The organism is Brevundimonas sediminis (assembly GCF_048799765.1).
Lineage (GTDB): Bacteria > Pseudomonadota > Alphaproteobacteria > Caulobacterales > Caulobacteraceae > Brevundimonas.
In genome coordinates, this window is the sequence record NZ_JBLYQK010000023.1 from 16,192 (window position 1) to 41,792 (window position 25,601).

Consider the following 25,601-nt stretch of genomic DNA (forward strand, 5'->3'; position numbering starts at 1 on the left):
GACATGACCGAACCGACCGCGCCGTCCACCATCACCTACGCTGGCTATCTGGCGCTCGACGACCTGCTTGCCGCCCAGCATCCGCTGTCCGACCAGCATGACGAGATGCTGTTCGTCATCATCCACCAGACCAAGGAACTGTGGCTCAAGCAGATCCTGCATGAGGTGGCGCTGGCGCAGTCGCTGGTCCGGACCGGGAATCTCGTTCCGGCCTACAAGTCCCTGGCCCGGGTCAGCCGCATCCAGACCGTCATGACGCTGAGCTGGGATATCCTGGCGACCATGACCCCGGCGGACTATCTCCGGTTCCGGGGCGTGCTGGGCTCGTCCTCCGGCTTCCAGAGCGACCAGTTCCGCCGCTTCGAATCCATGCTCGGCCTCAAGGATGACCGCTTCCTGCGCTTCCATGAGGACCGGCCCGAGGCCCATGCCGCGCTCAGGGCGGCGATCGACGCGCCCAGCCTCTATGACGACGCCCTGTCCCAGCTTGCGGTCGCCGGCCTGCCCGTCCCGGTCGAGGTCCTGAACCGCGATGTCTCCAGGCCCTATGCGCCGTCCGAGGCGGTCGAGGCGGCCTGGCTGGAGGTCTATCGCGACACCGAGCGTTGGTGGCCGCTCTATCAACTGGCCGAAAAGCTGGTCGATCTGGACGACGCCCTGCTGACCTGGCGGCACAAGCATGTCGTGACGGTCGAGCGGATCATCGGCCGCCGCCGCGGCACGGGCGGCACCGACGGCGTCGGCTATCTGACCGAGACGCTCCAGCGGCGCTGCTTCCCCGAGCTTTGGTCCCTGCGGACAAAGCTCTAGGAAACCCCGGAAGGCGGGAAACCTTCGCCGCGGGCGGACGCTTTACAGGTCTCTCCCCGGAGGACCGCCATGAGCAACGCCAATCGCCACGACATCCAGGTTCTGAACGGCCTGATCCGCACCGTGATCGACAGTGCGGACGGCTATCACGACGCGCTCGACCACAGCGCCGACGACGGACGCCGCGATCTGTTCGCCCGTCGCGAGGTCGAGCGGCGGACCATCGCGCAGGACCTCGCCACTGATGTCCGCGCCCTCGGCGGCGAGCCGGATCAGGACGGCTCCATTCTCGCCAAGGCCCAGCGCGCCCTTACCGATGTGAAGCATGCCCTGCTCCGCGACGACCTGACCGTCGTCGGCGCCGTCGAGCAGGCCGAGGACCATGTCCGCGCCCGCTTCCACAAGGCGCTGGAGGACTCGGACATCTCGGCCACGACCCGCGAGTCCATCCGTCGCGCCTTCGACCGGGTCCGCGCGGCCGACGACCTTCACGATCTCCGCCACAGCCTCGAGGGTCAGCGAGACGCCGGCAGCGGGCTGTTCCCGCAGTAGGCGGCGGGTCCCCGGTCTGGGGGCGGCGGCTGAAAGTGATGCGTGGCCAGTGGCTGGTGGTCCGATGCCGCCATCGCCCCGCAGCCCACGAAAAAGGCCCCGGCGTCTTCGCCGGGGCCTTCGTCATTTCAGCCTTGCGCTCAAGCAGCGCGCGACCGCGTCGCGCGCGTCAGCGCCCACATAAAGTGGATCAGGCTTCTTCGGTCTTGGCTTCCGCCTTGCCGGTTTCCGGCACGGCCACCTTCGGTGCGCGGACGGTTTGCTTCTCGGCGATACGGGCCGACTTACCGCGACGGTCGCGCAGGTAGTACAGCTTGGCGCGACGCACGACGCCGCGGCGCTTCACCTCGATCGACTCGATCATCGGCGACAGGATCGGGAAGACGCGCTCGACGCCCTCGCCGAACGAAATTTTACGGACGGTGAAGTTCTCGTTCACGCCGCCGCCGGCGCGGGCGATGCAGACGCCTTCGAAGGCCTGAACGCGCTCGCGCTCGCCTTCCTTGATCTTCACGTTGACGCGCAGGGTGTCGCCCGGCTGGAAGTCGGGGATCGCGCGGGTTTCGATCAGACGGGCCTTCTCTTCGGCCGCCAGGGTCTGAAGGATGTTCATTCCATTCTCCTCGGGCTTTTGCGCCCTTTAGCTGTGAGTTGGCGGAGCGAACTCCGCATTTGGTATTCAGTCTTTCGCGGTGTGGGCGGCCCAAAGGTCGGGTCGCCGTTCCCGCGTCGTGATCTCCCGCTGCTCCTGACGCCACTGAGCGACCTTTTTATGGTCGCCCGACAACAGGACCTCCGGGATCTCCTGCCCCTCGAACGTCCGCGGTCGCGTGTACTGCGGATATTCCAGAAGCCCGTCCTCGAAACTCTCGGACGACAGGCTTTCCGCCGCGCCGAGCACTCCGGGGATCAGTCTGACGCACGCCTCGATCGCGACCATCGCCGCCGCCTCGCCGCCGGCGAGAACCGCGTCTCCGACCGAGACCTCCTCGAACCCGCGCGCGTCCAGCACGCGCTGATCCACCCCCTCGAAACGACCGCAGAGAACGACAATGCCGTCCGCCTTGGCCCATTCCTTCACCCGCGCCTGGGTCAGGGGCCGACCCCGGGCGCTCATGTACAAAAGCGGCCGCTTCGGTCCCGAGAGACTATCCACCGCCCGGGCCACAACGTCCGCCTTCAGCACAGCTCCCGAGCCGCCACCCGCGGGGGTGTCGTCCAGGAAGCCGCGCCTATCGTCGGAGAACGCCCGAATGTCAAGCGTTTCAAGGCTCCAGAGCCCTTTCTCGCGCCATGCGGTCCCGATCAGCGACACGCCGAGCGGCCCCGGAAACGCTTCCGGGAACATGGTCAGGACAGTGGCGGTGAACGGCGGGCGGGCGGTCATGGCGGCGCCTATACCCTATCCACGCTCAAGCAGCGAGCGACCGCGTCGCGAGCGATAGCGCCCTCAACATGCCTGTCCCGCCGCCCAGCCGGACGACCAGGCCCACTGGAAATTATACCCGCCCAGCCAGCCGGTGACGTCCGCCGCCTCGCCGATGACGAACAGGCCGGGCACGGACTTCGCCTCCATGGTCTGCTGGTCCAGTTCGTCCGTGGCGACGCCGCCCAGGGTCACCTCGGCGGTGCGATAGCCTTCCGAGCCCACCGGCTTCACGGTCCAGCCGTTCACCGCCTCGTCCAGACGGCGCAGGACCTTGTCGCCGATCTCGGCCAGCTTGCCCTTGACCCCCTCGCGCTCGCAGACGCTCTCGGCCAGGCGGCGTGGCACAATATGCCCCAGGGCCGTATGCACCATCTGCTTGCCGTTCTCCTCCTTGGCGGCCTTCAGCTTCGCATAGACGTCCTCGCCCGGCGCCATCCGCACGGTGATCGCCTCGCCCTCGCGCCAGTAGGAGCTGATCTGCAGGATCGACGGGCCCGACAGCCCCCGGTGGGTGAACAGCAGGCCCTCCGCGAACCGGGTCTCGCCCGTCGGCCGCCCCGGCGCGCCGCCGTCCGCGGGCGTGCGATGGCTCACCACCGCCTCCACCGACAGCCCGGCCAGCGGCGCCAGCTTCTCCAGCAGGCCCGGCTCGAAGGTCAGGGGGACCAGCGCCGGGCGCGTGTCCGTCACCCTCAGCCCGAAGCTCCGCGCCGTCTCATAGGCCCAGCCGGTGGCGCCCATCTTGGGGATCGACTTGCCGCCGGTGGCCAGCACCAGCGACGAGGCCCGCACCACGCCGCCATCCGACAGGGCCGCCTCGAAGCCGCCGTCCACCCGGCTGATCCGGTCCACCGCCGTCCCCATCGACAGGGTCGCGCCCGCCTCGCGCATCCCGTCCGTCAGCATGCGGACGATCTGCTTCGCGCTGTCGTCGCAGAACAGCTGCCCCAGGGTCTTTTCGTGCCAGGCGATGCCCGCCCGGTCGACCCGCCGGATGAAGTCCTGTTGCGTGAAGCGCTTCAGGGCGCTGGTCGCGAAGCGCGGGTTCTCGCCCAGGAAGTTGGCCGGGCCCGTCCCGGTATTGGTGAAGTTGCAGCGCCCGCCGCCCGAGATGCGGATCTTCTCGCCGGGGTTTCGCGCATGGTCCACCACCCGCACCGAGCGGCCCCGCCGCCCGGCCTCTATGGCGCACATCATTCCGGCGGCGCCCGCGCCGACGATCAGGACGTCGATGGTCTTCATCCCCCCGCCATAGCAGCGCCGCCCCCGCCGCGTCTCGCCTCCCGCTCAGAGCCCGTACGACAGCCCCCGTCGCACCGGCGCCCAGCCCGGCAGCACCGTCAGCCTCGGCCCCCGCTCCGGATCGCCCGCCCGGTCGATCAGCAGGTCGGTGATCGCCCACACCAGCGCATCGGCCCGGTCCAGGTCGCAGCCCGCCTCGTCCTCGCCGCCGAAGGCCATCAGCTCCTCCTCCAGCGCCGCGAAATCCCCCGCGTGCGTCACCCGCCCCTGTTCGTACAGCGCCGCCACCGGCTCGGCCCGCACCCGCTTGCCCTTCGTCGCCCGCACCTCCCTCAGCGTCAGGGTCGAGCCGGCCGCCTTCAGCACCGCCCGCACCATCTCCCCGCCCTGGTTCACCTCGGCCACCAGCACCGTCGCCCCGAACTCGGCCGCCGTCCGCATCGCCCGCCGCGCCCACCCCTCCGGGCTCAGCCCCGCCTGCGACCGGTCCGCCAGCACCACCGCGCGATCCCCGCTCCGCCCCGCCGCCACGATCCCGCAGGCGTTGCCGCCCGCCGAGGTGGTGGGGTCGATGGCGACGATAATGCGGTCGAACTTCACGGGCGCGCGACCACCCGTGCCGCTGCGGTCGTCAGCCGCCTGTGGCGCACCCGGGGTCCGGGGCCTCAAGTAGTCCGAAGGACGATAGGCCCCGGCGGGATGCGAGCGCGCCCGCGCGAGCATCTCCGCAGAGAAAAGCGCCCCCTCCCCCTCCACCACCTTCCCCTCGATCTCCTGCGCCGCCCGTCGCGTCCCGCCGTACAGCGCCTCCAGCCCGGCCAGGAATCCCGGCGACAGATGCGCCGCATTGTCCGCCGTCCCCGCATGGGTCTCGACGCAGGACGCCTCGGCCCGCAACGCGCGCAGGGCGGCGGTCGGGCGAGGGGTGGTCGTCACACACAGAAGCGGATGCCCTCCCTTCCCCCTCGATGGGGGAAGGGTCGGGGATGGGGGTGCGCGCTCCGTCAGCGAAGGTGTGGCGCATGAGGCCCCGTCCCCCGACACCGCCTCCCGCGCCGCATACTCAACCAAGCAGCCCTCACCCCCACCCCGGCCCTCCCCCATCGAGGGGGAGGGGGACGATTCAGGCATATTGTCCGCGCTCAAGCCGCTCACCTCCGCGAGCCGAGCGTCAGCGCCCTTCCCGGCCGGCAACGCCAGCCTCAACCCCATCCGCAGCAAGGCCAGCACCTCGCCGCCCTTCTTCCACGCACAAAATTCATCCGCCCACGCCGCCGAGAACTGCGGCCCCCGCAACGAGTCCGGATCCTCGGCGGAAAAGGCCTGCGCCACCGCCCCGTTCGGAAACACCAGCCGCCGCCGCGACGCCTCGAACACCGGCCTGGCGCCGTCCCCCCAGCGCGCCAGCGAGCGGATCCCCGACACCCCCTCGATCATCACCTCGCGCACGTCGTGCAGCGTCGGCCCGATCAGCGCCAGCCGCCCGCCCGGCCCCGCCCGATCCGCCATCTCCGCCAGCCACATCGCACCCGCCAGCGTCTTGCCCGCGCCCCGCCCGCCCAGGAACAACCACGTCGCCCAGTCCCCCGCCGGCGCCCGCTGCGCCGCCCGCAGCACCAGCGGCGGACCAGCGACCCCCGTCGTCTCCTCCCCGTCGCCCGGCGATGGGGAGGGGGACCGCGAAGCGGGGGAGGGGGTCTCGGCTCCTGCCCCGAACATCGCCCGCTTCACGCTCTCCTTGGCCCGACAGAGCGCCACCACGCCGTGAAAGTCCCCCCGCGCCCCCGCCGCCTCGACCCCGCTGTCAAAGCTGTCGGCCGTCCCCGCCCAGTCCCCCCGCCTGATCCGCACCCCAAGCCCGGCCAGATCAATCTCGGAAAGTTCCTCCCCCTGCGGGGGTGGAGGAAGGAGCGACGAAGTCGATCCGACGACCGGACCGTCCGGCGCCGCAGGCGTCGGAGGGTGGAGGGGCGCCGGCTCACGCACGGTCCTCGCACTCACCTCTCCACCGCAGGTGGGGAGGGGGACCCCGCGCAGCGTGGTGGAGGGGGCGGCGCCGCCAGCCGTGAGTAGCCGCGTCTCCTCCCCGCCCCGCGGGGAGGGGGACCGCGCAGCGGTGGAGGGGCTCTCCCCGCTCCGCAAATCCTCCCGCCGCAACCCCCGCTTCTTCGCCTGGGTCCCGATCGTCGCCGGCGTCACCCCGTACTCCAGCGCCAGCACCCGGTCCGGCGCCCCCGCCGCCCGTTTCGCGAACAGGTCCGCCCACTGCCCCTCGGTCAGCAGGCTGTTGCGATGCCGATAGTCCCTCGGCCGCTCCCCGAACGCGGGCGCCCGCCGCCGGGGATGGTCCGGCGGCAGGTCCTTGATCTGCATCCCCAGCCGCCGCGCATTGGCGTTCCAGGTGTCCATCGACACCCGCGCCTCCCGGATCAGCGCCAGCGCCGTCTCCCCCGCATGCCAGCGCCCGAACCAGCCCCGCCACGCGTCGTCGTCATGTTTCGAATTGAAGTGCTTGCCCATCCCGCCATTTTACGGCGCGCGGAAACCCCGGCGGGAAGATGACGCTGGTCGGGGGTTGAAACCGAGCCGGATCAGCGGGTTGGGGTTCAGAGAAAGCGCGGGTTGGGGGCTTGTTCTAGGCGGTAGCGGGCGTCGCCGTGTGCGTGAGGAAAACGATGCGTGTCCGATCTTCTCGATGCATCCTCAACAGGCTGTGTGGGCGACCCGCAATGGTAGGAGCGTGAAGCAGTGCCGGAAGGTAAAATGAAACTTTGCAATGGCTGAGATTGGCAACGTATGGTTGCTCGGACCTCCGCCCTTGTTGAAGGGTAGCTAGCGGTCTAGTTCAACCGAAAAGCTGGACCGACCAATGACGTCACTGCGCCCTAATCTCGTAAAGCGGATCGAGCGGCTTCCCAAGCCGACTAATGTCGCCGGGGCAATGCAGCCGCTGTTTGAGGCGATAAGCAATTCAATCCACTCGACACAGGGACGATTTGGCGAGGAAGTCGCTACGCTTGGGCGCGTGGTGGTTACCGTTGCGACGGATCGCAAGAAGGAAGACGTCTGGGCGACAGTTGAGGACAATGGTCTCGGCCTGAACGCGAAAAATTGGGAAGCGTTTACGACGACGGATACCGACAACAAGATCCAGATCGGAGGGAAGGGCGTCGGCCGCCTGCTCTGGCTAGACTGCTTTGACGCCATAGAGGTGGACAGTGTTTTCGATGATCCCTTAGGGCGCACGAGGCGCCGGTTCGATTTCGTTTTGGCGATCGACAATCAGATTCAAAACGAGATCATAACTCCGGCGCCGGAAGCGTTGGGATCATCGTTTTTTGTCAGGTTTACGGGCCTAAGAGACAATGGCTACGAGGCCAAATTTCCCGGTCGGGGCAGCTTTGTCTTCCAACACCTCACTTCCCATTTTCTGCCCGCGTTCATTGGAAATCGTTGTCCTCAGATTGAGGTGATTGTCGGCGACGAGGCTCGCCAATATCCGAAGGACATAGGCAAGATTGTCCATCGTCGTGATCCCGAGGTCGAGATCGTCTCCGACCAGTACGGGACACTTAAACTAACGATGATGGAGTGCGATAAGAGCGCGAGCGCAGATCTTAAGGGCTCGCACTTCATTCACTTTATCGCCCACGATCGCACCGTTCACTCTCAGTCCATAGACGGCAAGCTCGGTCTGAAGACGTTCGGCCCGAATAATGACCTCGTCTTCCATGGAATTCTCACTGGAGACTATCTCGATGGACAAGTAAACCAAGAGAGAACCGCATTTCTTTTCGAGGATGCGGTTATCGAGCGTATCATAAACGAGGTGTGTGCACCGCACTTCGAAAAATTCCTGGCGGCGCCTCTGGCCCTTCTCAGGGGTTCTCAGCGAGTTATTATTGAGGAAATAACGCAGTCATATCCATCGGTTGCCTTCGGAGACACCGACGAGCTGCAAGCTAAGCTCCCCTCGGGCGAACTCAGCAACGATGCGATTTATGGGCATCTTTCGCGCGAGCGGTTTCGCCGGGACGCGCGTCAAGCAGAGAAAATTAGAGCTGTTCTGACGCGGCTGAAGGGCGGAGAGATAGATCCTTCGACCTTTGCCGCCGCGATCACCGAAGCCGGTCAAGCTCTAGAGGATGCCGAGCGGCGGAGTCTCGCGGAGTATGTCGTCAGACGAAAAGTTGTCTTGGACTTCATCGAAATATTGCTCGAGAAGGTGCGGGACGATGACCGGGATAGCGCGTACCAACGAGAAGATATTCTTCATTCGTTCATCTGCCCGGTTCGAGTGAACACGGTCGAGGGAGACCGTCGAAAAGTCGAAGCATCTGCGTCGCATGATCTCTGGATCATCGACGAGCGGCTGACCTTCGCGCGATATTTCAGTTCGGATGTCGACTTCAACACGCTCGCAAAGGCGATTGAAAGCGACGAGCGGCCGGACGTTCTGATCTTCGACTACGTTCACGGACTTCGACAAACCGAAAACGGGTCGAAGGTTCTCTTGGTCGAGTTCAAGCGCCCAGGTCGGACCACATATGAGGCCGACGAAAATCCGCAATTGCAAGTCGAGCGCTACATTCGACGATTGCAGGGAGGCGGGCTGACCGATGTGAAGGGCAGGCCTGTAAAACTTGACGAGCAGACGATTTTTCATTGTTTCATCGTCGCCGACATCGTCGGAAAGCTCGATGAGTGGACCTACTCTTGGCAACGAACGCCGGATGGTCGAGGCCGTATATATCGACCAGACAACGGTTTCCGAGGGTCTATCGAACTGGTCGGCTGGGACGCCTTAATCGCTGACGCTAGAGCCCGTAATCAAGCCTTCTTCGACTACGCTGGCATTTCTGGAAAAAGCTTCTTTGGCACTGAGTAACCACTGGAGCCGCTAACTAGCGATTGCTGCTCCAGCCTGCCTCCACTTTGCGCTATTCGTTAGTCCTGAGCTGACCACGCTCATCTGTTCACAGCCTTCTTGAGCCCTGATCAAGGTTCGAATCGTTTGCCTCAACGCGAGATTCGTCCACGGACTTAGGCGCACTCGCTGGATGGACGCCAGAGAAATTGGAACTTCCCAAGTTTGGACGTTCTCCTCTTTGGGCGTCGAAATCATCCTCCATTCGCGCTCGTCGCCATATGCATCTCTTTTGATAAATGGCAGACGGCTGACGTCTTTCTTGCTCATCGACTGCAAGTCTTTGAGGAGAAGATATTCCACTGGCTCGAACCGAACTTCAGGTCTCTTTGCTACGTCAGCCTCAAGTTTGGGTCGGTTAAATTCGATGCAGACGCCATCAAGGCCGTCAGAGAAAATTTTCCAATGATGGTACGTCTCTGTCGACATCGTCATGCAAGACGCGAGCACTGAGCCCACGCCTTTGCTGCCTTTGTACAAGTCAATGAAATGAGTGTCGTTTCCATCATCCCATTTACTGGGATTGATAAGAACGATTCGCCGATTAATCAGCATGTCCAACGCGACGGTCAGAGATGTATATCTTCGAAGGGTGTTGCTGAGTTGCTTTGGCATCTTCCCTAATGCGCCTCATCCCAGTTCCCCGCCGCCCGCGCCTCCACCACCAACGGCACCGACAGCGCGACGGCGGGCAGGGCCGCCCCCTCCATCACCCGCCTGATCTCCACAATCGCGGCCTCGGCGAGCCCCTCCGGACACTCGAACACCAGTTCGTCGTGCACCTGCAGCAGCATCTTCACCTCCGACAGGCCCGCCGAAGCTAAAGCGCCGGGCATCCGCATCATCGCGCGACGGATGATGTCCGCCGCCGCGCCCTGGATCGGCGCGTTGATGGCGGCGCGTTCGCCGAACTGGCGCTCGGCGCCCGATTTGGAGTGGATGGCCGGGATGTGGATGCGGCGGCCGAAGACGGTGCTGACCGTGCCCGTCTCGCGCACCTGGGCCTTGGTGGCGTCCATATAGGCGCGGATGCCGGGGAAGCGCTCGAAATAGGTCTTGATGTAGGCGCCGGCCTCGCCCTGGTCGATGCCCAGCTGGGCGGCCAGGCCGAAGGCGGAGATGCCGTAGACGATGCCGAAATTGATCGCCTTGGCGCGGCGGCGGGTCTCGGGGTCCATCTGGTCCAGGGGGACGTTGAACATCTCGCTAGCGGTGGCGGCGTGGATGTCCTGCCCGGCCTTGAAGGCGCGTTTCAGCTCCGGAATGTCGCCGATGTGCGCCAGCAGGCGCAGCTCGATCTGGCTGTAGTCGGCGCTGATCAGGACGTTGCCCGGGCCGGCGATGAAGGCCTGGCGGATCTGGCGGCCGGTGGCCGTGCGGATCGGGATGTTCTGCAGGTTGGGGTCGCTGGAGGCCAGGCGGCCGGTGGTGGCGGCGGCCAGCTGGTAGCTGGTGTGGACGCGGTCGGTCGTGGCGTCGGCGGCCTCGATCAGGGCGTCGGTATAGGTGCCCTTCAGCTTGGACAGCTGGCGCCAGTCCAGCAGGACGCGGGGCAGCTCGTGCGTCAGGGCCAGCTCCTCGAGGACCGAGGCGTCGGTGCCCCACTGGCCGCTGGCGGTCTTCTTGCCGCCGGGCAGATTCATCTCGCCGAACAGGATGTCGCCGATCTGTTTGGGGCTGCCGACGTTGAACGGATGCCCGGCCAGGTCGTGGGCCTTCTGCTCCAGCTCGGCCATGCGCATGCCGAACTCGCTGGAGAGGGATTTCAGGCGCGCGGGGTCGACGCGGACGCCCTCGCGCTCCATGGCCGCCAGGGTCGCGGGCATGCCGCGCTCCAGGGTCTCATAGACGGTGGTCAGGCCCTGTTCCGCCAGCTGCGGCTTGAGGATGCGCCACAGGCGCAGGGTCACGTCGGCGTCCTCGGCGGCGTATTGGGTGGCCGGTTTCAGCGCGACGTGTTTGAAGGATTTCTGGCTCTTGCCCGTGCCGCAGACCGATTTGAACGGGATCGGCTCGTGGCCCAGGTGCAGGCGGGACAGCTCGTCCATGCCGTGGCCGTGCAGGCCGCCCTCCAGCACATAGCTGATCAGCATGGTGTCGTCGTAGGGGGCCACGGCGATGTCGCGTTGGGCCATGACGGCGAGGTCGTATTTGATGTTCTGCCCGACCTTCAGGACCGCGGGGTTCTCCAGCAGGGTCTTGAGGCGGAGGAGGGCCGTGGGCTTGTCGATCTGGGTCAGGGGCTCGCGCGTGTCCGTCGCGTCGCCGAAGTCCAGGCCCCCGCCGCCCGCCACGGGCTCCAGCTCATGGGTCAGCGGCACATAGCAGGCGTCATTCGGCCCGATGGCCAGCGACACCCCGCACAGGCCCGCGTGGGTGGCGCTGAGCGCATCCGTCTCACAATCGAAGCCGATGACGCCCGCCTCGGTCGCGCGGGCGATGAAGGCGTCCAGCTGGTCGAGCGTCTGGATGGTGACATAGGCGTCGTGGTCGAAGGTCTGGACCGTGACGTCGGTCGCCACGGCCTGGGGGGCGTAGCGGGGGGAGAGGACGGGGGCGCTGAGGGGCTTGGGCCGGGCTGTGAAGGCCGAGCCGTCCTTGGCGGGAGCCTTGCCGTCGCCGACGCGGGTGCGCAGGCTGCGGAACTCCATCAGGTCCAGGAAGGCGGCCAGGGTCTCCGGGTCGGGATCGCGGACGGCGAAGTCGGCGATCGGCTCGGGCGCGGGGGCCGCGTCGTCCAGCTTCACCAGCTCGCGCGACAGGCGGATCTGGTCGGCGAAATTGATCAGGGTCTCGCGCCGCTTGGGCTGTTTGATCTCGCCGGCGCGCGCCAGCAGCGTCTCCAGGTCGCCGTACTCGTCCAGCAGCTGCGCCGCCGTCTTCGGCCCGATGCCGGGGGCGCCCGGGACGTTGTCGACGCTGTCCCCGATCAGGGCCTGCAGGTCGATCATCTTCTCCGGCCCGACCCCGAATTTCTCGAACACGGCCTCTTCCGCCAGCCGCCGATCCTTCATCGGGTCCCACATCACCACCGACGGCCCGATCAGCTGCATCAGATCCTTGTCTGACGAGACGATCACCGCTTCGCCGCCAGATTCCCGAACCCGCCGCGCATAGGTCGCGATCAGGTCGTCGGCCTCATAGCCGGGCAGTTCGACGCAGTGGACGCCGAACGCTTGCGTCGCCTCGCGCACCAGCGGAAACTGCGGAACCAGGTCCTCCGGCGGCGGCGGCCGATGGGCCTTGTACTGGTCGTAGAGCTTGTTCCGGAAGGTCTTCTCCGAGTGATCGAAGATCGCCACCAGATGCGTCGGCCCATCCTCGCCCTTCATGTCGCGCAGCAGCTTCCACAGCATGTTGGAATAGCCCTGTACCGCGCCCACCGGCAGGCCGTCCGACTTGCGCGTCAGGGGCGGAAGGGCGTGGTAGGCGCGGAAGATGTAGGCCGAGGCGTCGATCATCCACAGGCGGATGCGGCCGCCTTCCGCGGGCGTGTCGGGGGCGGTCGTCTCGGGCGTCGCGTCGGTCATGGCGCGAACATAGGGGCGCCCGCGTCCGGCGTCACCGGTCGGTTGTCAGGAGATCCAGGTGTTCTCGCACTGGCCCGCCAGGGTCCAGCCGGCGATGCCCGACACCACGCGACAGCGCACGCCCATTCCGGCCAGCGGGCCGTGCAGAATGCCCGCTTCAATGGTGGCGCCGCGGCTGTCATAGACCGGCTTGTGGAACTGAACCCACTGCACGCGGTCGCCGGGCTGGTGCGGGCGGTTCGGGTCGTAGGTGGTCGGGAAGCTGACCCCGTAGCGGCTCCAGTCGCAGGCCGGCTCCCAGTCCCCGTCCTCGCTGAACAGCCACAGGGGCGGCGGGACATTGTTCGGGCCGAACTGGTAGTGGCCCTTGGCCACCGCCGCGATCACCGCGCAGTCGTTCTGGCTGGTCGCCTGCGTCCCCGGCAGACCGGGCAGGCCGGGCTCCTCCGGCGCGCTCGCGCACGCGGTCAGGGCGAAAGCGGCGGTGCACAGGACGGCGGCGGCGCGCATGGCGGCTCCTATTTCGAACGCAGGCCGGTGATCGTGCGGGTGGGCGCGATATCCTCGGCCGAGGTGATCAGGTGAACGACGGCGGGCCGTCCGGCGTTCCGGGCGGCGGCGAAGGCGGCGGGGAAGTCCTCGGTCCGCTCGCAGCGCACGCCGAAGGCGCCGAAGGCCTCGGCGTACTTCACGAAGTCGGGGTTCTTCAGGTCGGTGGCGATGACCCGGTCGGCGCCCGAATAGTGCGTCTCCTGGTGCATGCGGATGGTGCCGTAGGTGCCGTTGTCGACGATCACGACCACAGCGTTGATGCCGTACTGGACCGCCGTGGCGATCTCCTGCCCGGTCATCAGATAGTCGCCGTCGCCCGCGATACAGACAACGTCCGTGTCCGGAAGAACGCTCTTGGCGGCCAGCGCCGCCGGATAGCCATAGCCCATGGCGCCCGAGGTCGGGGCCAGCTGGGTGCGGCGGGCGTTGTGGCGGTGAAAGCGGTGCAGCCAGGCGGCGAAGTTCCCGGCGCCGTTGGTCAGGATGGCCTCGGCGGGCAGAACCTCGGTAATGTGGCGGATGACCTTGCTCATGTTGACCGCACCGGTGACGGTGACGGGCGCGATGAAGGCCTGATAGTCCGCATGGGCCTCGGCGGCCTGATCCGTCCACGTCCGGCCCGGTTCGATGGTCGAGATCGCCAAGGCCGCCAGCGAATTGTCGGCCACCCCGCCCAGCAGCACCGGCCAGACGCGACCGATTTCTTCCGCGCCCGGATGACTGTGCACCAGCGTCTGCGCCGTGCCTTCGCGGGTCAGCAGGGTGTAGCCGAGGGTTGGATTCTCCCCCAGCCGCGCGCCGATGGCGAGGATCAGGTCCGCCGCCTTCACCCGCGCGATCAGCTTCGGATTGGGGCCGAGGCCGAGGTCGCCCGCATAGTTCGGACGGTCGTTGGCGATCAGGTCCTTGCGGCGGAAGGACAGGGCGACCGGCAGGCCGATCCGCTCGGCCCAGTCGCCGAGGACGGTGGTCGCTTCGTCGGTCCAGCCTGAACCGCCCAGCAGCAGCAGGGGGCGTTCGGCCTTCGCCAGCTTGTCCGTCAGGGCGGCGATGAAGGCGGGATCGGGGGCGGCCCTGGCCGGGACGACCGGGCGGACAGGGGCGGGCCCGCCGTCCTCGTGCAGGATGTCCTCGGGCAGGGCGATGACCACCGGCCCCATCCGGCCCTGCAGGGCGGTGGAGAAGGCGCGCTCGACCACCTCGACGGTGCGCTCCGGGCTTTCCAGTTCCGTCGCCCATTTGGCCAGGCCGCCGAACACCTCTCGGTAGTCGACCTCCTGGAAGGCGCCGCGGCCCCGGTCGGTCAGGGCGATCTGGCCGACGAACAGGATCATCGGGGTGGAGTCCTGATGCGCGGTGTGCACGCCGATGGAGGCGTGGGTGGCGCCCGGTCCCCGCGTGACCATGCAGACGCCCGGCTTGCCCGTCAGCTTGCCGTAGGCCTCGGCCATGTTGGCGGCGCCGGCCTCGTGGCGGCAGGCGATGACCTGGATCCGGTCGCGCACGTCGGCCAGGGCGTCCAGAACGGCCAGGTAGCTCTCGCCCGGCACGCAGAAGACGCGATCGACCCCGTTCATCACGAGCGTATCGACAAGACGGCGGGCGGCGGTATTCGCGGGCTGGGTCATCCCGGCGCTCTAGCAGATCGTCCCCGAACTTGGCCATGCAACCGCACGGCCACGCTTGCGTTTACGGCGCAGGTTCAACGTCCTTCCGGAGGCTTCCCGTGAAAAAGATCATCGCCCTGACCCTCGTCGCCGCCGCGCTCGCCGTTTCGGCCTGCAATACCGTTTCGGGCGTCGGCCGTGACGTGTCCGCCGCCGGCAACGCGGTCACCTCGGGCGCCGAGCGCGCGAAGAACTGATCGATCCGTCTTCCGGGACGAAAGGCCCGCCGGTCGTCCGGCGGGCTTTTTCTATTCGGAGTCGTAGGTGACGCCGGTCAGATACAGGCCGTCGGACGGCGCGACCGGTCCGCAGGCCGCGCGATCCTTCGCCGCCAGCGCCCCGGCCACATCCGCGACCGCCCAGCGACCCAGCCCGACCTCACAGAGGGTGCCGGTCATCGAGCGAACCTGCCGGTGAAGGAAGCTGCGGGCCTCGAACACCAGATGCACCTCGTCGCCGACACGGGTCACACGCGCGATATCCAGGGTCTTCTCGGGCGACTTCGACTGGCAGTTCACATCGCGGAAGGTGGTGAAGTCGTGCAGCCCGACCAGCGCCTGGGCCGCCGCCTGCATGGCGTCGGCGTCCAGCGGCTTCTTCACATGCCAGACCCGGCCCAGATCCAGCGCCGGGCGGCCCGGCCGGTTCAGGATGCGGTACAGATATTTGCGCCCCGTCGCCGAGAAGCGGGCGTGCCATTCGTCATCCACGCCGACGCAGTCCAGCACCGACACCCGCTCGGTGATCAGGTGGGCGTTCATGGCGTTCATGACCGTGTGCTCGGGCCAGTCCTTCTCCAGATCGAAGCTGACCACCTGCCCGGTGGCGTGCACGCCCGTGTCGGTGCGCCCGGCGGCGGCCAGCCGGATGGTCTGACCCGAGAAGGCCTTGATCGCCCCCTCCAGCGCGCCCTGCACGGTCGGCTGTCCGGCCTGGACCTGAAAGCCGTTGTAGCCCGAGCCGTCGTACTCGACGGTCAGCCGATAGCGGGGCATCTCCCGGTCTCCCTACCGCTCGCCCCGCGGGGGCTCGCTGCCTGAGGGAGACAGCACCGTGCCTGCCGGCAGGCTGAAGCCGCGCAGCATTTCGTCGGCCGCCTGCTGGGCCTTGCCCTCGCGCTGGACGCGGATCAGCCGCACCGCACCCTCGCCGCAGGCAACGGTCAGGCCGTCGCCGTCCAGCACGGTTCCGGGCGCCGCCGATGCCTCGGCCACGCCCGACAGCAGGGCCTTGATCCGGACCGGGCCGTCCGGGCCGGGGGCCTCGAACCAGGCCCCGGGGAAGGGGGACAGGCCGCGAATGTGGGCGTCCACCCGGGCGGCGGGGCGCGACCAGTCGATGCGGGCCTCGGCGGGTGTGATCTTGCGGGCGTAGGTCGGTTCCCCGACCTGCGGCGTGCCCTGGGCGCCCCCGCGCTCGATGGCGGCCAGGGCGCGGGTCCACAGGCTGGCGCCGGTGTGCGACATCCGCTCCGACAGGGTGGCGGCGGTGTCGTCGGCGCGGATGTCCATGATCTCGGACAGCAGGATGTCGCCCTCGTCCAGACCCTCGGACATGCGCATGATCTGTACGCCGGTCTGTTTGTCGCCGGCCATGATGGCGCGCTGGATCGGGGCCGCGCCGCGCCAGCGGGGCAGCAGGGAGCCGTGCAGGTTGAAGCAGCCCAGACGCGGCGCCTCCAGCACCTCCGTCTTCAGGATCTGGCCGTAGGCGACCACGCAGGCCGCATCCAGATCGAGGCTCAGGAAGTCGGCGATGGCCTCCGGCGACTTCATCGACGCGGGCGTGAACACCGGCAGGCCCATGGCCTCGGCGAAGGCGTGAACCGGCGACGGCGTCAGCTTCTGGCCGCGTCCACGCGGCTTCGGCGGTTGGGAATAAACGGCCACGACCTCATGGCCGCTGGCGATCAGTTCGGCCAGCGACGGCACGGCGAAGTCGGGAGTACCCATGAAGGCGAGGCGCATGCGCGGCGGTTTGCCCTATGCGGGCGTCAGCGACAAGGCGTGGGGCTTGGGTGCACCTTGACAGATCAGGCGTCGGCCGCCGTTCCTGACGGCGCCGGGGAACAGGATAAGGCGAGGCATGCTCATGCGCACGGTTGCTATTCTGCCGATCGTCATAGCGTCCGTCGGCGTTCTTCACGGTTGCGCGCAGCCTCCTCCTTCGAATGAGTGTTCGGCGATTACGGCTGAAGAGGCGGTCAGCAGGGCCGACGCCGCCAAACGACATATGCTGTCACGATCACACCCGTCCGTTCAGCAGAACTTTGCAACAAGCTCGGCTTGGGTCGATGCTCTGAATGACGGTCGGGGTTTCGGCGCCGAGGTTGCCTACCGTGGCAAGGATGGGACGACGAGGGTCGCGCTGATCCACGAAGATTGTTACGTGGGATGGACGGAGCGTGGGCCGGATTATCTCGGGTCCGACACCCGCTAGTCGCCCTTGCTTGCGCCCTTGGGCCTTATTCCCAGCGGGTCGAGACCCCGCCGCCTTCGTCCCATTCGCCGCCGGCGTCCAGGGCGTCGTTGAAGTCGAGGAGGCGATCCAGAAGAATGCCCGCGACCACGCCGATGGCGGCGACGCCCACGAGGGTGGCGACGGAGGCGACGCCGACCTTTTCATTGCGGGTCAGGCGACGGCGGCCACGCGTGTCGATGATCCGGTCCCGGCTGCGTTTCGTGCTCATCAGGCGGCCATCCTCGCAGCCTTCTTGACCTTGGCGACCGCGCGCTCGCGCTTCAGTCGCGACAGGTGGTCGATGAAGAGGATGCCCTCGAGGTGGTCCATCTCGTGCTGGATGCAGACGGCGAACAGGCCCTCGGCCTCTTCCTCGACCGTCTCACCGGCGTAGTTCATGAACTTCAGGCGGACGCGGGCGGGGCGTTCGACGGCGTCGAAATACTCCGGCACCGACAGGCAGCCTTCCTCATAGGTGAACAGCTCTTCCGACGACCAGACAATCTCGGGATTGACGAAATAGCGGGGGTTCCGGCGCTCGGCCTCCCACGTCTCGCGCTCTTCCCTGCTCAGCGTGGACGGGTCGACGTTATCATCGTCGCCGAGCTTGTCGCCCAGGTCCATGACGATCACCCGGCGGGTGTCGCCGATCTGCACGGCGGCCAGGCCGATGCCCGGGGCGTCGTACATGGTGTCGAGCATGTCATCCATCAGGGCGCGCAGCTCGTCGGTGACCGGGCCTTCGACCGGGGTGGAGATCTGCTTCAGCACCGCCAGGTCGGCGGCGTTGTCGATAGTGAGGATGCGACGAACGGCCATGCCCGCGAGGTAGGCGCGAAGGGGGCTCAGGTCAAGATTTCCCAGTGTTGCGAAGGGTTATCCCTGTGAGACCAGAACCAGATCCACCACGCTCCAGAACAGGGCGCTGAGGCCGCCGATCAACAGAAGGAGGCCTGTCCCGGCGGCGCCCAGGCGTCGGTTCGCAAGGGCGTGAAACCGGTCGGGCTCTTCTGTGCGGAGCACCGGGCGGGGGCGGTCGCCGCGTGTCCGGATCACCCCGGTCCGCCGGGCGTCAAGCCAGGGCAGGATCTCCCGCGCCGCCAGGAATATACCGGCGCAGATGGCGCCGATCGCCGCCATGAACACCATGTCAGTCCTCCCTGGAGGCGGGCTGGCCCGGGATGCCGGAGTCGTCGATCAGCGGAAGCGGCCGGGGCTTCCGATCCGCATCGATGGCGACATAGGTGAAGACGCCTTCCGTGACCCGCACCGGCTCGGCGCCCACGTGATTGCGCGGCCGCTTCCAGGCCTCGACGTGGACCCGGATCGAGGTGCGGCCGGTCTTGATGACCTTCGCATAGATCGACACCTCGTCCCCGACCGAGACCGGCTGGTGAAAGACCATCCCGTCCAGGGCGATGGTGGCGCAGCGGCCCTGGGCCCGTTCGAAGGCCGGGGTGGCGCCGGCGAGGTCCATCTGGGCCAGCAGCCAACCCCCGAAGATGTCGCCCTCCGGATTGGTGTCGGCCGGCATGGCGATCAGTCGCCCGACCGGTTGTCCGGTGGGGGGCGTGGAGGCGGCGGGTTGGCTCATGGCGGGCTTTCTTGGGCGGGGAGGCCCGGGACGACGCGGCATATCGTTTGATGCCGCGGGAATCGCAAGGTTCAGAGGTCGGGTCCGGCCAGAAGGCCCATCTTCACCAGGGCCGACAGGCTGTCCGCCTGCATTTTTTCCATGACCTTGGAGCGGAAGATCTCCACCGTCCGGGGACTGATCGACAGAAGCTGCGCGATCTCCTTGTTCGAACGTCCCTCGATCAGGGCGTCGAACACCTGGCGCTCGCGCGGCGTCAGGGTGGCGGTCTTCCGCTCGACCTCAAGCCGCATGTCCTGCCGCGCCGCGAGGTCGTCCAGCTGGTCCAGCGCCCCCTTCACGGTCTCGAGCATGCGGGCCGGCTCGAAAGGCTTCTCGATGAAGTCGATCACGCCGGCCTTCATCAACTGCACCGCCATCGCGACGTCGGCATGACCGGTGAACACGATCACCGGCCAGGCGCGGTCCTTGAACTCGGCGAGCCGCCGGACCACCTCGCCGCCTTCCATGCCGGGCATGCGGATGTCGGTGATCACGCAGGCCGAGCGATCCTCGGGGAGGTTGGTGAAAAAATCCGCGCCACTGGCGAACCCGCGCGCCCGGACACCTTCGCTTCGCAAGAGATAGAGCAGCGAGTCCCGAACCGCGGCGTCATCGTCGATGATGAAGACCGAATGGCGGATGGCGGTCATGGCGCTTCACCCCCGCGCGGCATGTCCACGGTGAAGGCGGCGCCGCCGAGGTCGCTGCGGCCGACGGTCAGGGTTCCGCCGTGGTTCTCCACAATGGTGCGGGTGACCGACAGCCCGAGGCCCATTCCGGAGGACTTGGTGGTCGTCATCGGGCGGAAGATGCTCTCGATGTCGCCGGAGATGCCCGGACCATTGTCTTCGACCGTCACCCGATATCCCTCTTCGCCCAGGGCTTCGCCTCTGATCACCACAACGGGGTTCGCCCGGGCCGTCACCGCATCGGCGGCGTTCCGGACCAGGTTGATCAGCGCTTGTTGAAACTGGATACGCTCGGCCCGCACGAAATCGTCGTTGTTAGCGATAACGGTGCGAATCTCGACGCCCCTTTCGCGTCCAATAAGGGCGAAAGCAGGGCGCAGATCGTCGATCATCGACGATATTCTTTCGTCAACAACCGTGCGCTTGCCGGACGTCAGCATCTCCCGCATGCGTCGGATGATGGCCCCGGCGCGCAGGATCTGGCCCTTGGCCAACTCCAGGGTTCGCGCGGCGCTCTGTCCGATCAGGCCGGCCCGTTCGATGTCTCTCTGGCTGGCCTGCAGGTAGGTGGTCGCGGCGCTCAGGGGCTGGTTCAGCTCATGCGCCAGGGTCGCCGCCATCTCGCCGAGGGAGTTGAGGCGCCAGACCTGATGGAGCTGCAGATCCAGGTCCCGGGCCCGCTCGGTCGCGGTTTCGGCCTCGGTCAGGTCGGTGACGCACACGGCGGCGTAATCCTCTTCCGACGCTTCGGGCATGACGCCCATCTGCAGGCTCAGGACCAGCGGGCGGCCGTCGGGGCGACGCCCGATCCAGTGGCCGGTGGGCGCTTCGAGCGGACCGTTGGACGCCTGCTCCCCCTGACGGGCCAGGTCGAAGCCGTGCACGAGGTCGGCGAAGGGCCGGCCGGCGGCGCGGGGGCCGTCCACGCCGAACAGTCCGGCGGCGGCCGGGGTCAGGCGGCGAACGCGGCCTTCCCGGTCCAGAATGACCACCGGGACGGTCGCCAGCACGGTGTCGAGCACGGCGTTGCGGCCGGCGAGGGTCCGGGTCAGCTCGATCGAGCGTCGGTGCATCCGGCGCTGGGCCCAGCAGATTTCGGCGATGACGCAGCCGACGACCAGAAACAGGCCCGCGTTGACGACCGTGTCGACCAGGCCCTCCCGGGCGACCAGGGCGACGTTGCCGGCGATGCAGAGCGCGATCGCCAGCAGGGTCGGCCCCCGTCGCGCCAGCATGGCGGTGACCACCACCGCGGGGACCATGGGGAGGTAATAGAAATGGCCGATCAGCTCGAGGGCCGCACGCAGTGTGAAGCAGGCCAGGACCGCGAGAACAGCCAGTAGATAGGCCTTCCATCCGCGATAGGTGCGGACGGTCGCCATGGAGAACAGCTTCTCCGATGCCGAGCGCGTGCCGGTCACGTGTTCCAGGTCAAGTCCGGCGAGCGAACTGACCCCTCCCTCCCACGGGGATCTTGCCCCTTGAGGCTGAGGCATATCAGCTCTGCGCCTACGGGAAAACACGTATGTGGCTGCGTCCTGCAGAAAAAGGGATGAATACGGAGCAGTGTTCCGCGAATGATTATGATTACGGGCCGCAATTCGGTCCGGAGCCCGAGTTCAACCCCCCCCTGTCTGCCGGTCATCGAGCGCCCCCGCAAGCGCCCAACATGACGCGGGTCGTTCACCTTCAGTAAACCCCGCCTAGGTATATGTCCGTAAGCGTACGAGTTAGTACGTACGGCGGAGTTTACGAAGAATATTAGCGTTACCCCGACGATGGCGGAAACAATCAGGGGTAAGAATGTCCTCCACCATTTTCCAAACGGCGTCGCGGTTCGGCGCCTTCCCGATCGCCCTCATGGCCGCCGCCGTGCTCATGGCCGGCCCTGCCGCCGCTGATCCCGAGTTCGACTTCCAGGTCGGCGTCGCCAGCGAGTACGTCGGCAAGGGCCTGGGCAAGAGCAACGGCGAGATCGCCTGGTCCGGCCAGGTCGGCGTCTCCCAGGGTGACTTCCGCGCCACGGTGTTCGCCTCGACGGCCGAACTGTCGTCGGGCGCCGATTCCGAAATCATCACCACGCTCGGCTGGGCGCCCGAGGCCTTCGGCTTCGAGTGGGACTTCTCGGTCATGAACCGGGACCTGCCCGGCACCGCCGCCGGCATCGATTCCAACTACTGGGAATACCAGGCCGACGTCGGCCGCAGCTTCGGACCGGTCAGCGCCCGCGTACGGGTGAACTACACGCCCGACGGCTTCGCCGGGACCGAGGAAGCCTGGTGGGTCGAGGCGCAGGGCGCCTACAAGATCACCGGCAGCACCAAGGCCTCGGCCGCGATCGCGACGCGTCGCGCCCACGGCGGCGCCGACTACACCGCCTGGAACATCGGCGTGAAGCACAAGCTGACGGACGCGATCTCCGCCGACATCCGCTGGTACGACACCGACGAACACGACCTGGGCGACAGCTACGACGGCCGTCTGGTCGGCGCGCTCACCTTCGCTTTCTGATCTTCACCCGCAAGTCCGAGGCCTTCCAGTGAACTTCCTGAACAACATGCCCGTCAGTCGGAAGCTGTTCGCAGCCTTCGCCTGTGTTCTGACGGCGATCCTCGCCATGGGCGCGGTCGTCTTCTACGAGATGACCACCCTGGACAAGGCGGGGGCCGAGCGCTCGGCCGCCAACGCCATGGTTCGCTCGACGGCTTCGGCGGAGTTCTATCTGGCGCGTCAGGAGAACAGCTTCCGCGGCTTCCTCCTGACCGGGGACGAGTACTACATCGAGCGCGCCACGGCGCACCGGGAGTCGTTCAAGACCGCCGTCAAGGAGCTCGGCGAACTGGCGCCGGCCGAGTTGCAGGAGGATATCGCGAGCCTCGAGCAGACGGCTGACGCCTGGTTCGAGCATGTCGTGGTGCGCGGCTCCGATCTGGCCCGGAACCCGGAAACCCAGTCGCGCGCCGTCGCCATGGTCGGCCGGAGCGGATCGGCGGACCAGATCATGGAGCCCGTCGAGAGCGCCCTGGACGTGATCAAGCAGGAAAACATGGCCGAGCTTGAGCGGGTTCGCGCCGTACAGGCCCAGGCCACCACCCTCACCAAATGGGCGCTGGGCGTCGGCGTTGTGGCCGCCGTCCTGCTGTCCCTGCTGTCGGGCTGGGCCCTGAGCAGCGGCATCGGCGGACCGGTCCTGAAGATGGTCGCCCACATGAAGCGCCTGATGGCCGGCGACACCGCCCTGCAGGTGCCGGAAGCGGGCCGCAAGGATGAGTTCGGCGCCATGGGCCAGGCGATCATCGCCTTCCGCGACGCCGCCATCGAAAAGGTCCGCGTCGAGGCCGAGGCCGCGGACGCCCGCGAGAAGGCCGAGGCCGAGCGTCGCCGCAACCTGACCGCCACCGAGGCCGCGGCCGAGGAACAGGCCCTGGTCGTGACCGCCCTGGCGGAAGGTCTGGAGCGCCTCAGCGCCGGCGACCTGACCTACCGCCTGACCCAGACCTTCCCGACCCACTATGTGAAGCTGCAGTCGGACTTCAACGCGGCCATCGGCCAGCTGAAGGACGCCATGTCGGTGGTCGTCTCCAACGTCTCGGCCATCCGTTCGGGTTCGGGCGAGATCAGCCACGCGGCCGACGACCTGTCGCGCCGCACCGAGCAGCAGGCCGCCTCGCTGGAGGAGACCGCCGCCGCCCTGGACGAGATCACCGCCACCGTGAACAAGACCGCCTCGGGCGCCCGCCAGGCCTCGGACGTGGTGCAGGGCGCGCGCGGCGACGCCGAGACCTCGGGCGTGGTCGTCCGCGACGCCGTGGCCGCGATGAGCGCCATCGAGCAGTCGTCCAGCCAGATCAGCCAGATCATCGGCGTGATCGACGAGATCGCCTTCCAGACCAATCTGCTGGCCCTGAACGCCGGGGTCGAGGCCGCCCGCGCGGGCGACGCCGGCCGCGGCTTCGCGGTCGTGGCCTCGGAAGTCCGGGCCCTGGCCCAGCGCTCGGCCGAGGCCGCCAAGGAGATCAAGACCCTGATCTCGGCCTCGGGCTCCCAGGTCGCCTCGGGCGTCCAGCTGGTCGGCCAGACCGGCGAGGCCCTGCAGCGGATCGTCAGCCGCGTGGCCGAGATCGACAGTCTGGTGTCGGAAATCGCCGCCTCGGCCCAGGAGCAGGCGACCGGCCTGCAGCAGGTCAACACGGCCGTTAACCAAATGGATCAGGTCACGCAGCAGAATGCGGCCATGGTCGAGCAATCCACAGCGGCCAGCCACTCGCTGAGCCAGGAGGCCGAGAGCCTCGCCTCGTCGGTGTCGCGCTTCCGCATCGGCGACGGAAGCGTCCAGGCGCCGCGCGCGCCGGCTCCGGCGCCGCGTCCGGCGGCTCATGCCCCGGTTCCGCAGATGCGCGCGGTCGGTCGTGGCGGCGCAGCGCCCAAGGCCCAGGCCGTTGAAGACGGATGGGAGGAGTTCTGATGAGCGCCTCGGTCGTCCTCCCCTCCGTGCTGGACATCCGGGCCGCGGGCCCGCTGCAGGCCGAGATCCTCGGCCTGCGGGGCCAGCCCCTGACGGTTGACGCCTCGGGCGTCGACCGGCTGGGCGGGCTGTGTCTGCAGGTGTTGCTGTCCGCCCGCACCACCTGGGCGGCGGACGGCCAGCCTCTGACCGTCGCCGTCGGCGACGGAACCGCCTTCACCGATCAATGGGCCGCCTTCGGCGCCGCCCCCTTCGACACCAGCCCCGTGGGAGCCTCCGCGTGACCAAGACTGTTCTGACCGTCGATGACTCCCGCACCATGCGCGACATGCTGCTGATGGCCCTGGAGGATGCGGGCTACCGCGTCATCCAGGCCGTTGACGGCGTGCACGGGCTCGAGGTGCTGGCGGCCAACGGCGCCGACATCATCATCACGGACATCAACATGCCCCGGATGGACGGCTTCGGCGTCATCGAGGGCGTGCGCGCCGACCCGAACCACCGTCACACCCCGGTTCTGGTCCTGACGACCGAGAGCGACGCCGAGAAAAAGGCCCGCGCCCGCGCCGCCGGGGCCACGGGCTGGATCGTCAAACCCTTCGACCCGGTCAAGCTGGTGGACGCCGTCCGCCGCGTGGCCGCCTGATACACGAGAGGCTTCCGTGGACGCATTCGAAGCGATCAAGGCGACCTTCTTCCAGGAATGCGACGAACTGCTCGCTGACCTGGAAGCCAAGTTGCTGGTGCTCGAGTCGGGTCAGACCGACAATGAGACGATCAACGCCGTCTTCCGGGCCGTTCACTCGGTCAAGGGCGGCGCCGGCGCCTTCGGCCTGGACGCCCTGGTCCGCTTCGCCCACGTCTTCGAAACCTTGCTGGACGAACTTCGCGCGGGCCGCAAACCCTGTGACGAGATCACCGTCCGAACCCTGCTGCGCGCCTCGGATGTGCTGGCCGACCACGTCGCCGCCGCCCAGGGCCACGCCCCGGAAGTCGATGAAGCCCGCTCCGCCGGCCTGGTCGCCGAGATGGAGGTCCTGACCCACGGCGAAGCCTCCGTTCCGGGCGCCGCCGCCGAGGAAGAGGACGATTTCGGCTTCACGCCCCTCGCCGCCGGCCTGGCTCCGCTGCCGTCCCTCGATCTGCCGCCGCTGGACCTGCCGCCGCTCGACGCCCCCGTCGCGGCCCTGCCGCCGCTCGACGCTCCGGCGTCCGCCCCGGCGGCCGGCGCCGGATGGCGGATCGTGTTCCGCCCCCACGGCGCCATGTACGCCAACGCCAATGAGACCGGCCTGCTGCTTCGCGAACTGGGACGGCTGGGGTCGGTCGACGTCACCCTGGACGACAGCGCGGTGCCCGCGCTCGACGCCCTCGATGTCGAGGAAAACCATCTGGTCTGGACGATCGAGCTGACCGGCGATGTGACCGAGGCCGCCATCCGGGACGTCTTCGACTTCGTCGAGAGCGACTGCGATCTGAGCGTGACGGCCTTCGGCGACGGCGCGGACGCCGGCGCGGAACCCGCCGCCGCCCCGGCTCCGGCCGATCTGGACATCAGCGCCCTGCTCGCCAAGGCCGCCGAACCGGTGGTCGAGGCCCCGATCCCGGCCCCGGCCCCGGCTCCGGTCGCGCCCGTCGCCGC

At 67.6% G+C, this 25,601-nt stretch carries 25 protein-coding genes; 9 read left to right on the forward strand and 16 right to left on the reverse strand.

Annotation, left to right across the window (positions count from 1 at the left end; genetic code table 11):
- Window positions 1-3: 3 nt before the first annotated feature.
- Complete coding sequence (locus ACLQ7T_RS12285) at window positions 4-810, forward strand: tryptophan 2,3-dioxygenase (protein ID WP_420479680.1); 807 nt, start codon at window positions 4-6, stop codon at window positions 808-810.
- 69 nt (window positions 811-879) lie between these two features.
- Window positions 880-1,362 (forward strand): PA2169 family four-helix-bundle protein, encoded by a 483-nt coding sequence (locus ACLQ7T_RS12290; protein ID WP_420479681.1) that lies wholly within the window; start codon window positions 880-882, stop codon window positions 1,360-1,362.
- Window positions 1,363-1,552: 190 nt separating this feature from the next.
- Here the strand turns inward: ACLQ7T_RS12290 and rplS are convergent, their stop codons facing one another.
- From rplS to ACLQ7T_RS12310, 4 genes are all read right to left on the reverse strand, one after another.
- The gene (gene rplS, locus ACLQ7T_RS12295; protein WP_420479682.1) at window positions 1,553-1,975 is read right to left on the reverse strand and encodes a 50S ribosomal protein L19; all 423 of its coding nucleotides are present in this window, start codon (window positions 1,973-1,975) and stop codon (window positions 1,553-1,555) included.
- A gap of 66 nt (window positions 1,976-2,041) precedes the next feature.
- The gene (gene trmD, locus ACLQ7T_RS12300; protein ID WP_420472043.1) at window positions 2,042-2,749 is read right to left on the reverse strand and encodes a tRNA (guanosine(37)-N1)-methyltransferase TrmD; all 708 of its coding nucleotides are present in this window, start codon (window positions 2,747-2,749) and stop codon (window positions 2,042-2,044) included.
- Between the two features lie 63 nt (window positions 2,750-2,812).
- Window positions 2,813-4,033: a BaiN/RdsA family NAD(P)/FAD-dependent oxidoreductase gene (locus ACLQ7T_RS12305; protein ID WP_420479683.1), complete on the reverse strand. Its 1,221-nt coding sequence runs from the start codon at window positions 4,031-4,033 to the stop codon at window positions 2,813-2,815.
- A 45-nt stretch (window positions 4,034-4,078) separates the two neighbouring features.
- On the reverse strand, window positions 4,079-6,553 hold the full coding sequence (locus ACLQ7T_RS12310; RefSeq protein WP_420479684.1) for a terminase large subunit domain-containing protein: 2,475 nt from the start codon (window positions 6,551-6,553) through the stop codon (window positions 4,079-4,081).
- 349 nt (window positions 6,554-6,902) lie between these two features.
- On the opposite strand from ACLQ7T_RS12310, the gene ACLQ7T_RS12315 reads away from it, so the two are divergent.
- Window positions 6,903-8,921, forward strand: coding sequence for an ATP-binding protein (locus ACLQ7T_RS12315; protein WP_420479685.1), 2,019 nt, complete (start codon window positions 6,903-6,905; stop codon window positions 8,919-8,921).
- Between the two features lie 12 nt (window positions 8,922-8,933).
- On the opposite strand, the gene ACLQ7T_RS12320 is transcribed toward ACLQ7T_RS12315, so the two are convergent.
- Genes ACLQ7T_RS12320 through ACLQ7T_RS12335 form a run of 4 tightly spaced genes read right to left on the reverse strand, consistent with a single transcriptional unit; the run spans window position 8,934 to window position 14,670 of the window.
- Window positions 8,934-9,575 carry a DUF2971 domain-containing protein gene (locus ACLQ7T_RS12320; RefSeq protein WP_420479686.1) on the reverse strand — a complete coding sequence of 214 codons (642 nt, stop codon included), beginning with the start codon at window positions 9,573-9,575 and terminating at the stop codon, window positions 8,934-8,936.
- A 5-nt stretch (window positions 9,576-9,580) separates the two neighbouring features.
- Window positions 9,581-12,490, reverse strand: a complete 2,910-nt coding sequence (gene polA, locus ACLQ7T_RS12325) for a DNA polymerase I (RefSeq protein WP_420479687.1) — start codon at window positions 12,488-12,490, stop codon at window positions 9,581-9,583.
- Between the two features lie 45 nt (window positions 12,491-12,535).
- Window positions 12,536-13,000: a hypothetical protein gene (locus tag ACLQ7T_RS12330; RefSeq protein ID WP_420479688.1), complete on the reverse strand. Its 465-nt coding sequence runs from the start codon at window positions 12,998-13,000 to the stop codon at window positions 12,536-12,538.
- Window positions 13,001-13,008: 8 nt separating this feature from the next.
- Window positions 13,009-14,670 (reverse strand): thiamine pyrophosphate-binding protein, encoded by a 1,662-nt coding sequence (locus tag ACLQ7T_RS12335; protein ID WP_420479689.1) that lies wholly within the window; start codon window positions 14,668-14,670, stop codon window positions 13,009-13,011.
- 98 nt (window positions 14,671-14,768) lie between these two features.
- Between ACLQ7T_RS12335 and ACLQ7T_RS12340 the strand changes: the two genes are divergently transcribed.
- A complete protein-coding gene (locus tag ACLQ7T_RS12340; RefSeq protein ID WP_420479690.1) occupies window positions 14,769-14,906 on the forward strand; it encodes an entericidin A/B family lipoprotein in 138 nt (45 codons plus the stop codon).
- 51 nt (window positions 14,907-14,957) lie between these two features.
- Here ACLQ7T_RS12340 and truA read toward each other — a convergent pair whose 3' ends face one another.
- The 8 genes from truA to ACLQ7T_RS12380 form a co-directional block, all read right to left on the reverse strand.
- On the reverse strand, window positions 14,958-15,704 hold the full coding sequence (gene truA / locus ACLQ7T_RS12345; RefSeq protein WP_420479691.1) for a tRNA pseudouridine(38-40) synthase TruA: 747 nt from the start codon (window positions 15,702-15,704) through the stop codon (window positions 14,958-14,960).
- A 12-nt stretch (window positions 15,705-15,716) separates the two neighbouring features.
- The gene (gene fmt, locus ACLQ7T_RS12350) at window positions 15,717-16,676 is read right to left on the reverse strand and encodes a methionyl-tRNA formyltransferase (RefSeq protein WP_420479692.1); all 960 of its coding nucleotides are present in this window, start codon (window positions 16,674-16,676) and stop codon (window positions 15,717-15,719) included.
- A 497-nt stretch (window positions 16,677-17,173) separates the two neighbouring features.
- Window positions 17,174-17,398 (reverse strand): hypothetical protein, encoded by a 225-nt coding sequence (locus ACLQ7T_RS12355; RefSeq protein WP_420479693.1) that lies wholly within the window; start codon window positions 17,396-17,398, stop codon window positions 17,174-17,176.
- On the reverse strand, window positions 17,398-17,988 hold the full coding sequence (locus ACLQ7T_RS12360) for a peptide deformylase (RefSeq protein WP_420479694.1): 591 nt from the start codon (window positions 17,986-17,988) through the stop codon (window positions 17,398-17,400). Before ACLQ7T_RS12360 ends, ACLQ7T_RS12355 begins: the two co-directional genes overlap by 1 nt.
- Before the next feature lie 57 nt (window positions 17,989-18,045).
- Entirely contained in the window at window positions 18,046-18,318 is a 273-nt protein-coding gene (locus ACLQ7T_RS12365) for a nucleoside/nucleotide kinase family protein (protein ID WP_420479695.1), read from the reverse strand.
- Window position 18,319: 1 nt separating this feature from the next.
- Complete coding sequence (locus tag ACLQ7T_RS12370; protein WP_420479696.1) at window positions 18,320-18,763, reverse strand: acyl-CoA thioesterase; 444 nt, start codon at window positions 18,761-18,763, stop codon at window positions 18,320-18,322.
- A gap of 71 nt (window positions 18,764-18,834) precedes the next feature.
- Window positions 18,835-19,455: a response regulator transcription factor gene (locus tag ACLQ7T_RS12375; RefSeq protein ID WP_420479697.1), complete on the reverse strand. Its 621-nt coding sequence runs from the start codon at window positions 19,453-19,455 to the stop codon at window positions 18,835-18,837.
- Complete coding sequence (locus ACLQ7T_RS12380; RefSeq protein WP_420479698.1) at window positions 19,452-20,915, reverse strand: ATP-binding protein; 1,464 nt, start codon at window positions 20,913-20,915, stop codon at window positions 19,452-19,454. The genes ACLQ7T_RS12375 and ACLQ7T_RS12380 overlap by 4 nt, the downstream gene beginning before the upstream one ends.
- 382 nt (window positions 20,916-21,297) lie before the next feature.
- Here ACLQ7T_RS12380 and ACLQ7T_RS12385 point away from each other — a divergent pair, with 382 nt between their 5' ends.
- The 5 genes from ACLQ7T_RS12385 to ACLQ7T_RS12405 form a co-directional block, all read left to right on the forward strand.
- A complete protein-coding gene (locus tag ACLQ7T_RS12385) occupies window positions 21,298-22,005 on the forward strand; it encodes a TorF family putative porin (RefSeq protein ID WP_420479699.1) in 708 nt (235 codons plus the stop codon).
- A 46-nt stretch (window positions 22,006-22,051) separates the two neighbouring features.
- Entirely contained in the window at window positions 22,052-23,959 is a 1,908-nt protein-coding gene (locus ACLQ7T_RS12390; RefSeq protein WP_420479700.1) for a methyl-accepting chemotaxis protein, read from the forward strand.
- Window positions 23,959-24,243: an STAS domain-containing protein gene (locus ACLQ7T_RS12395; protein ID WP_420472004.1), complete on the forward strand. Its 285-nt coding sequence runs from the start codon at window positions 23,959-23,961 to the stop codon at window positions 24,241-24,243. The genes ACLQ7T_RS12390 and ACLQ7T_RS12395 overlap by 1 nt, the downstream gene beginning before the upstream one ends.
- Window positions 24,240-24,605 (forward strand): response regulator, encoded by a 366-nt coding sequence (locus tag ACLQ7T_RS12400; RefSeq protein ID WP_420472003.1) that lies wholly within the window; start codon window positions 24,240-24,242, stop codon window positions 24,603-24,605. The genes ACLQ7T_RS12395 and ACLQ7T_RS12400 overlap by 4 nt, the downstream gene beginning before the upstream one ends.
- A 16-nt stretch (window positions 24,606-24,621) precedes the next feature.
- Window positions 24,622-25,601, forward strand: a 980-nt coding sequence (locus ACLQ7T_RS12405; RefSeq protein ID WP_420479701.1) for an Hpt domain-containing protein, incomplete at its 3' end; no start/stop codon positions are given.

Bases quoted from the DNA above. Each gene is read 5' to 3' on its own strand.
- ACLQ7T_RS12335 (WP_420479689.1), bottom strand. From the start codon at position 14,670: ATGACCCAGCCCGCGAATACCGCCGCCCGCCGTCTTGTCGATACGCTC.
- fmt (WP_420479692.1), bottom strand. From the start codon at position 16,676: ATGCGCCTCGCCTTCATGGGTACTCCCGACTTCGCCGTGCCGTCGCTG.
- ACLQ7T_RS12365 (WP_420479695.1), bottom strand. From the start codon at position 18,318: ATGGTGTTCATGGCGGCGATCGGCGCCATCTGCGCCGGTATATTCCTG.
- ACLQ7T_RS12385 (WP_420479699.1), top strand. From the start codon at position 21,298: ATGTCCTCCACCATTTTCCAAACGGCGTCGCGGTTCGGCGCCTTCCCG.
- ACLQ7T_RS12355 (WP_420479693.1), bottom strand. From the start codon at position 17,398: ATGAGCACGAAACGCAGCCGGGACCGGATCATCGACACGCGTGGCCGC.
- ACLQ7T_RS12330 (WP_420479688.1), bottom strand. From the start codon at position 13,000: ATGCGCGCCGCCGCCGTCCTGTGCACCGCCGCTTTCGCCCTGACCGCG.
- ACLQ7T_RS12305 (WP_420479683.1), bottom strand. From the start codon at position 4,033: ATGAAGACCATCGACGTCCTGATCGTCGGCGCGGGCGCCGCCGGAATG.
- ACLQ7T_RS12390 (WP_420479700.1), top strand. From the start codon at position 22,052: ATGCCCGTCAGTCGGAAGCTGTTCGCAGCCTTCGCCTGTGTTCTGACG.
- polA (WP_420479687.1), bottom strand. From the start codon at position 12,490: ATGACCGACGCGACGCCCGAGACGACCGCCCCCGACACGCCCGCGGAA.
- ACLQ7T_RS12290 (WP_420479681.1), top strand. From the start codon at position 880: ATGAGCAACGCCAATCGCCACGACATCCAGGTTCTGAACGGCCTGATC.
- ACLQ7T_RS12370 (WP_420479696.1), bottom strand. From the start codon at position 18,763: ATGAGCCAACCCGCCGCCTCCACGCCCCCCACCGGACAACCGGTCGGG.
- ACLQ7T_RS12310 (WP_420479684.1), bottom strand. From the start codon at position 6,553: ATGGGCAAGCACTTCAATTCGAAACATGACGACGACGCGTGGCGGGGC.
- truA (WP_420479691.1), bottom strand. From the start codon at position 15,704: ATGCCCCGCTATCGGCTGACCGTCGAGTACGACGGCTCGGGCTACAAC.
- ACLQ7T_RS12375 (WP_420479697.1), bottom strand. From the start codon at position 19,455: ATGACCGCCATCCGCCATTCGGTCTTCATCATCGACGATGACGCCGCG.
- rplS (WP_420479682.1), bottom strand. From the start codon at position 1,975: ATGAACATCCTTCAGACCCTGGCGGCCGAAGAGAAGGCCCGTCTGATC.
- ACLQ7T_RS12320 (WP_420479686.1), bottom strand. From the start codon at position 9,575: ATGCCAAAGCAACTCAGCAACACCCTTCGAAGATATACATCTCTGACC.
- ACLQ7T_RS12395 (WP_420472004.1), top strand. From the start codon at position 23,959: ATGAGCGCCTCGGTCGTCCTCCCCTCCGTGCTGGACATCCGGGCCGCG.
- ACLQ7T_RS12315 (WP_420479685.1), top strand. From the start codon at position 6,903: ATGACGTCACTGCGCCCTAATCTCGTAAAGCGGATCGAGCGGCTTCCC.
- ACLQ7T_RS12360 (WP_420479694.1), bottom strand. From the start codon at position 17,988: ATGGCCGTTCGTCGCATCCTCACTATCGACAACGCCGCCGACCTGGCG.
- trmD (WP_420472043.1), bottom strand. From the start codon at position 2,749: ATGACCGCCCGCCCGCCGTTCACCGCCACTGTCCTGACCATGTTCCCG.
- ACLQ7T_RS12285 (WP_420479680.1), top strand. From the start codon at position 4: ATGACCGAACCGACCGCGCCGTCCACCATCACCTACGCTGGCTATCTG.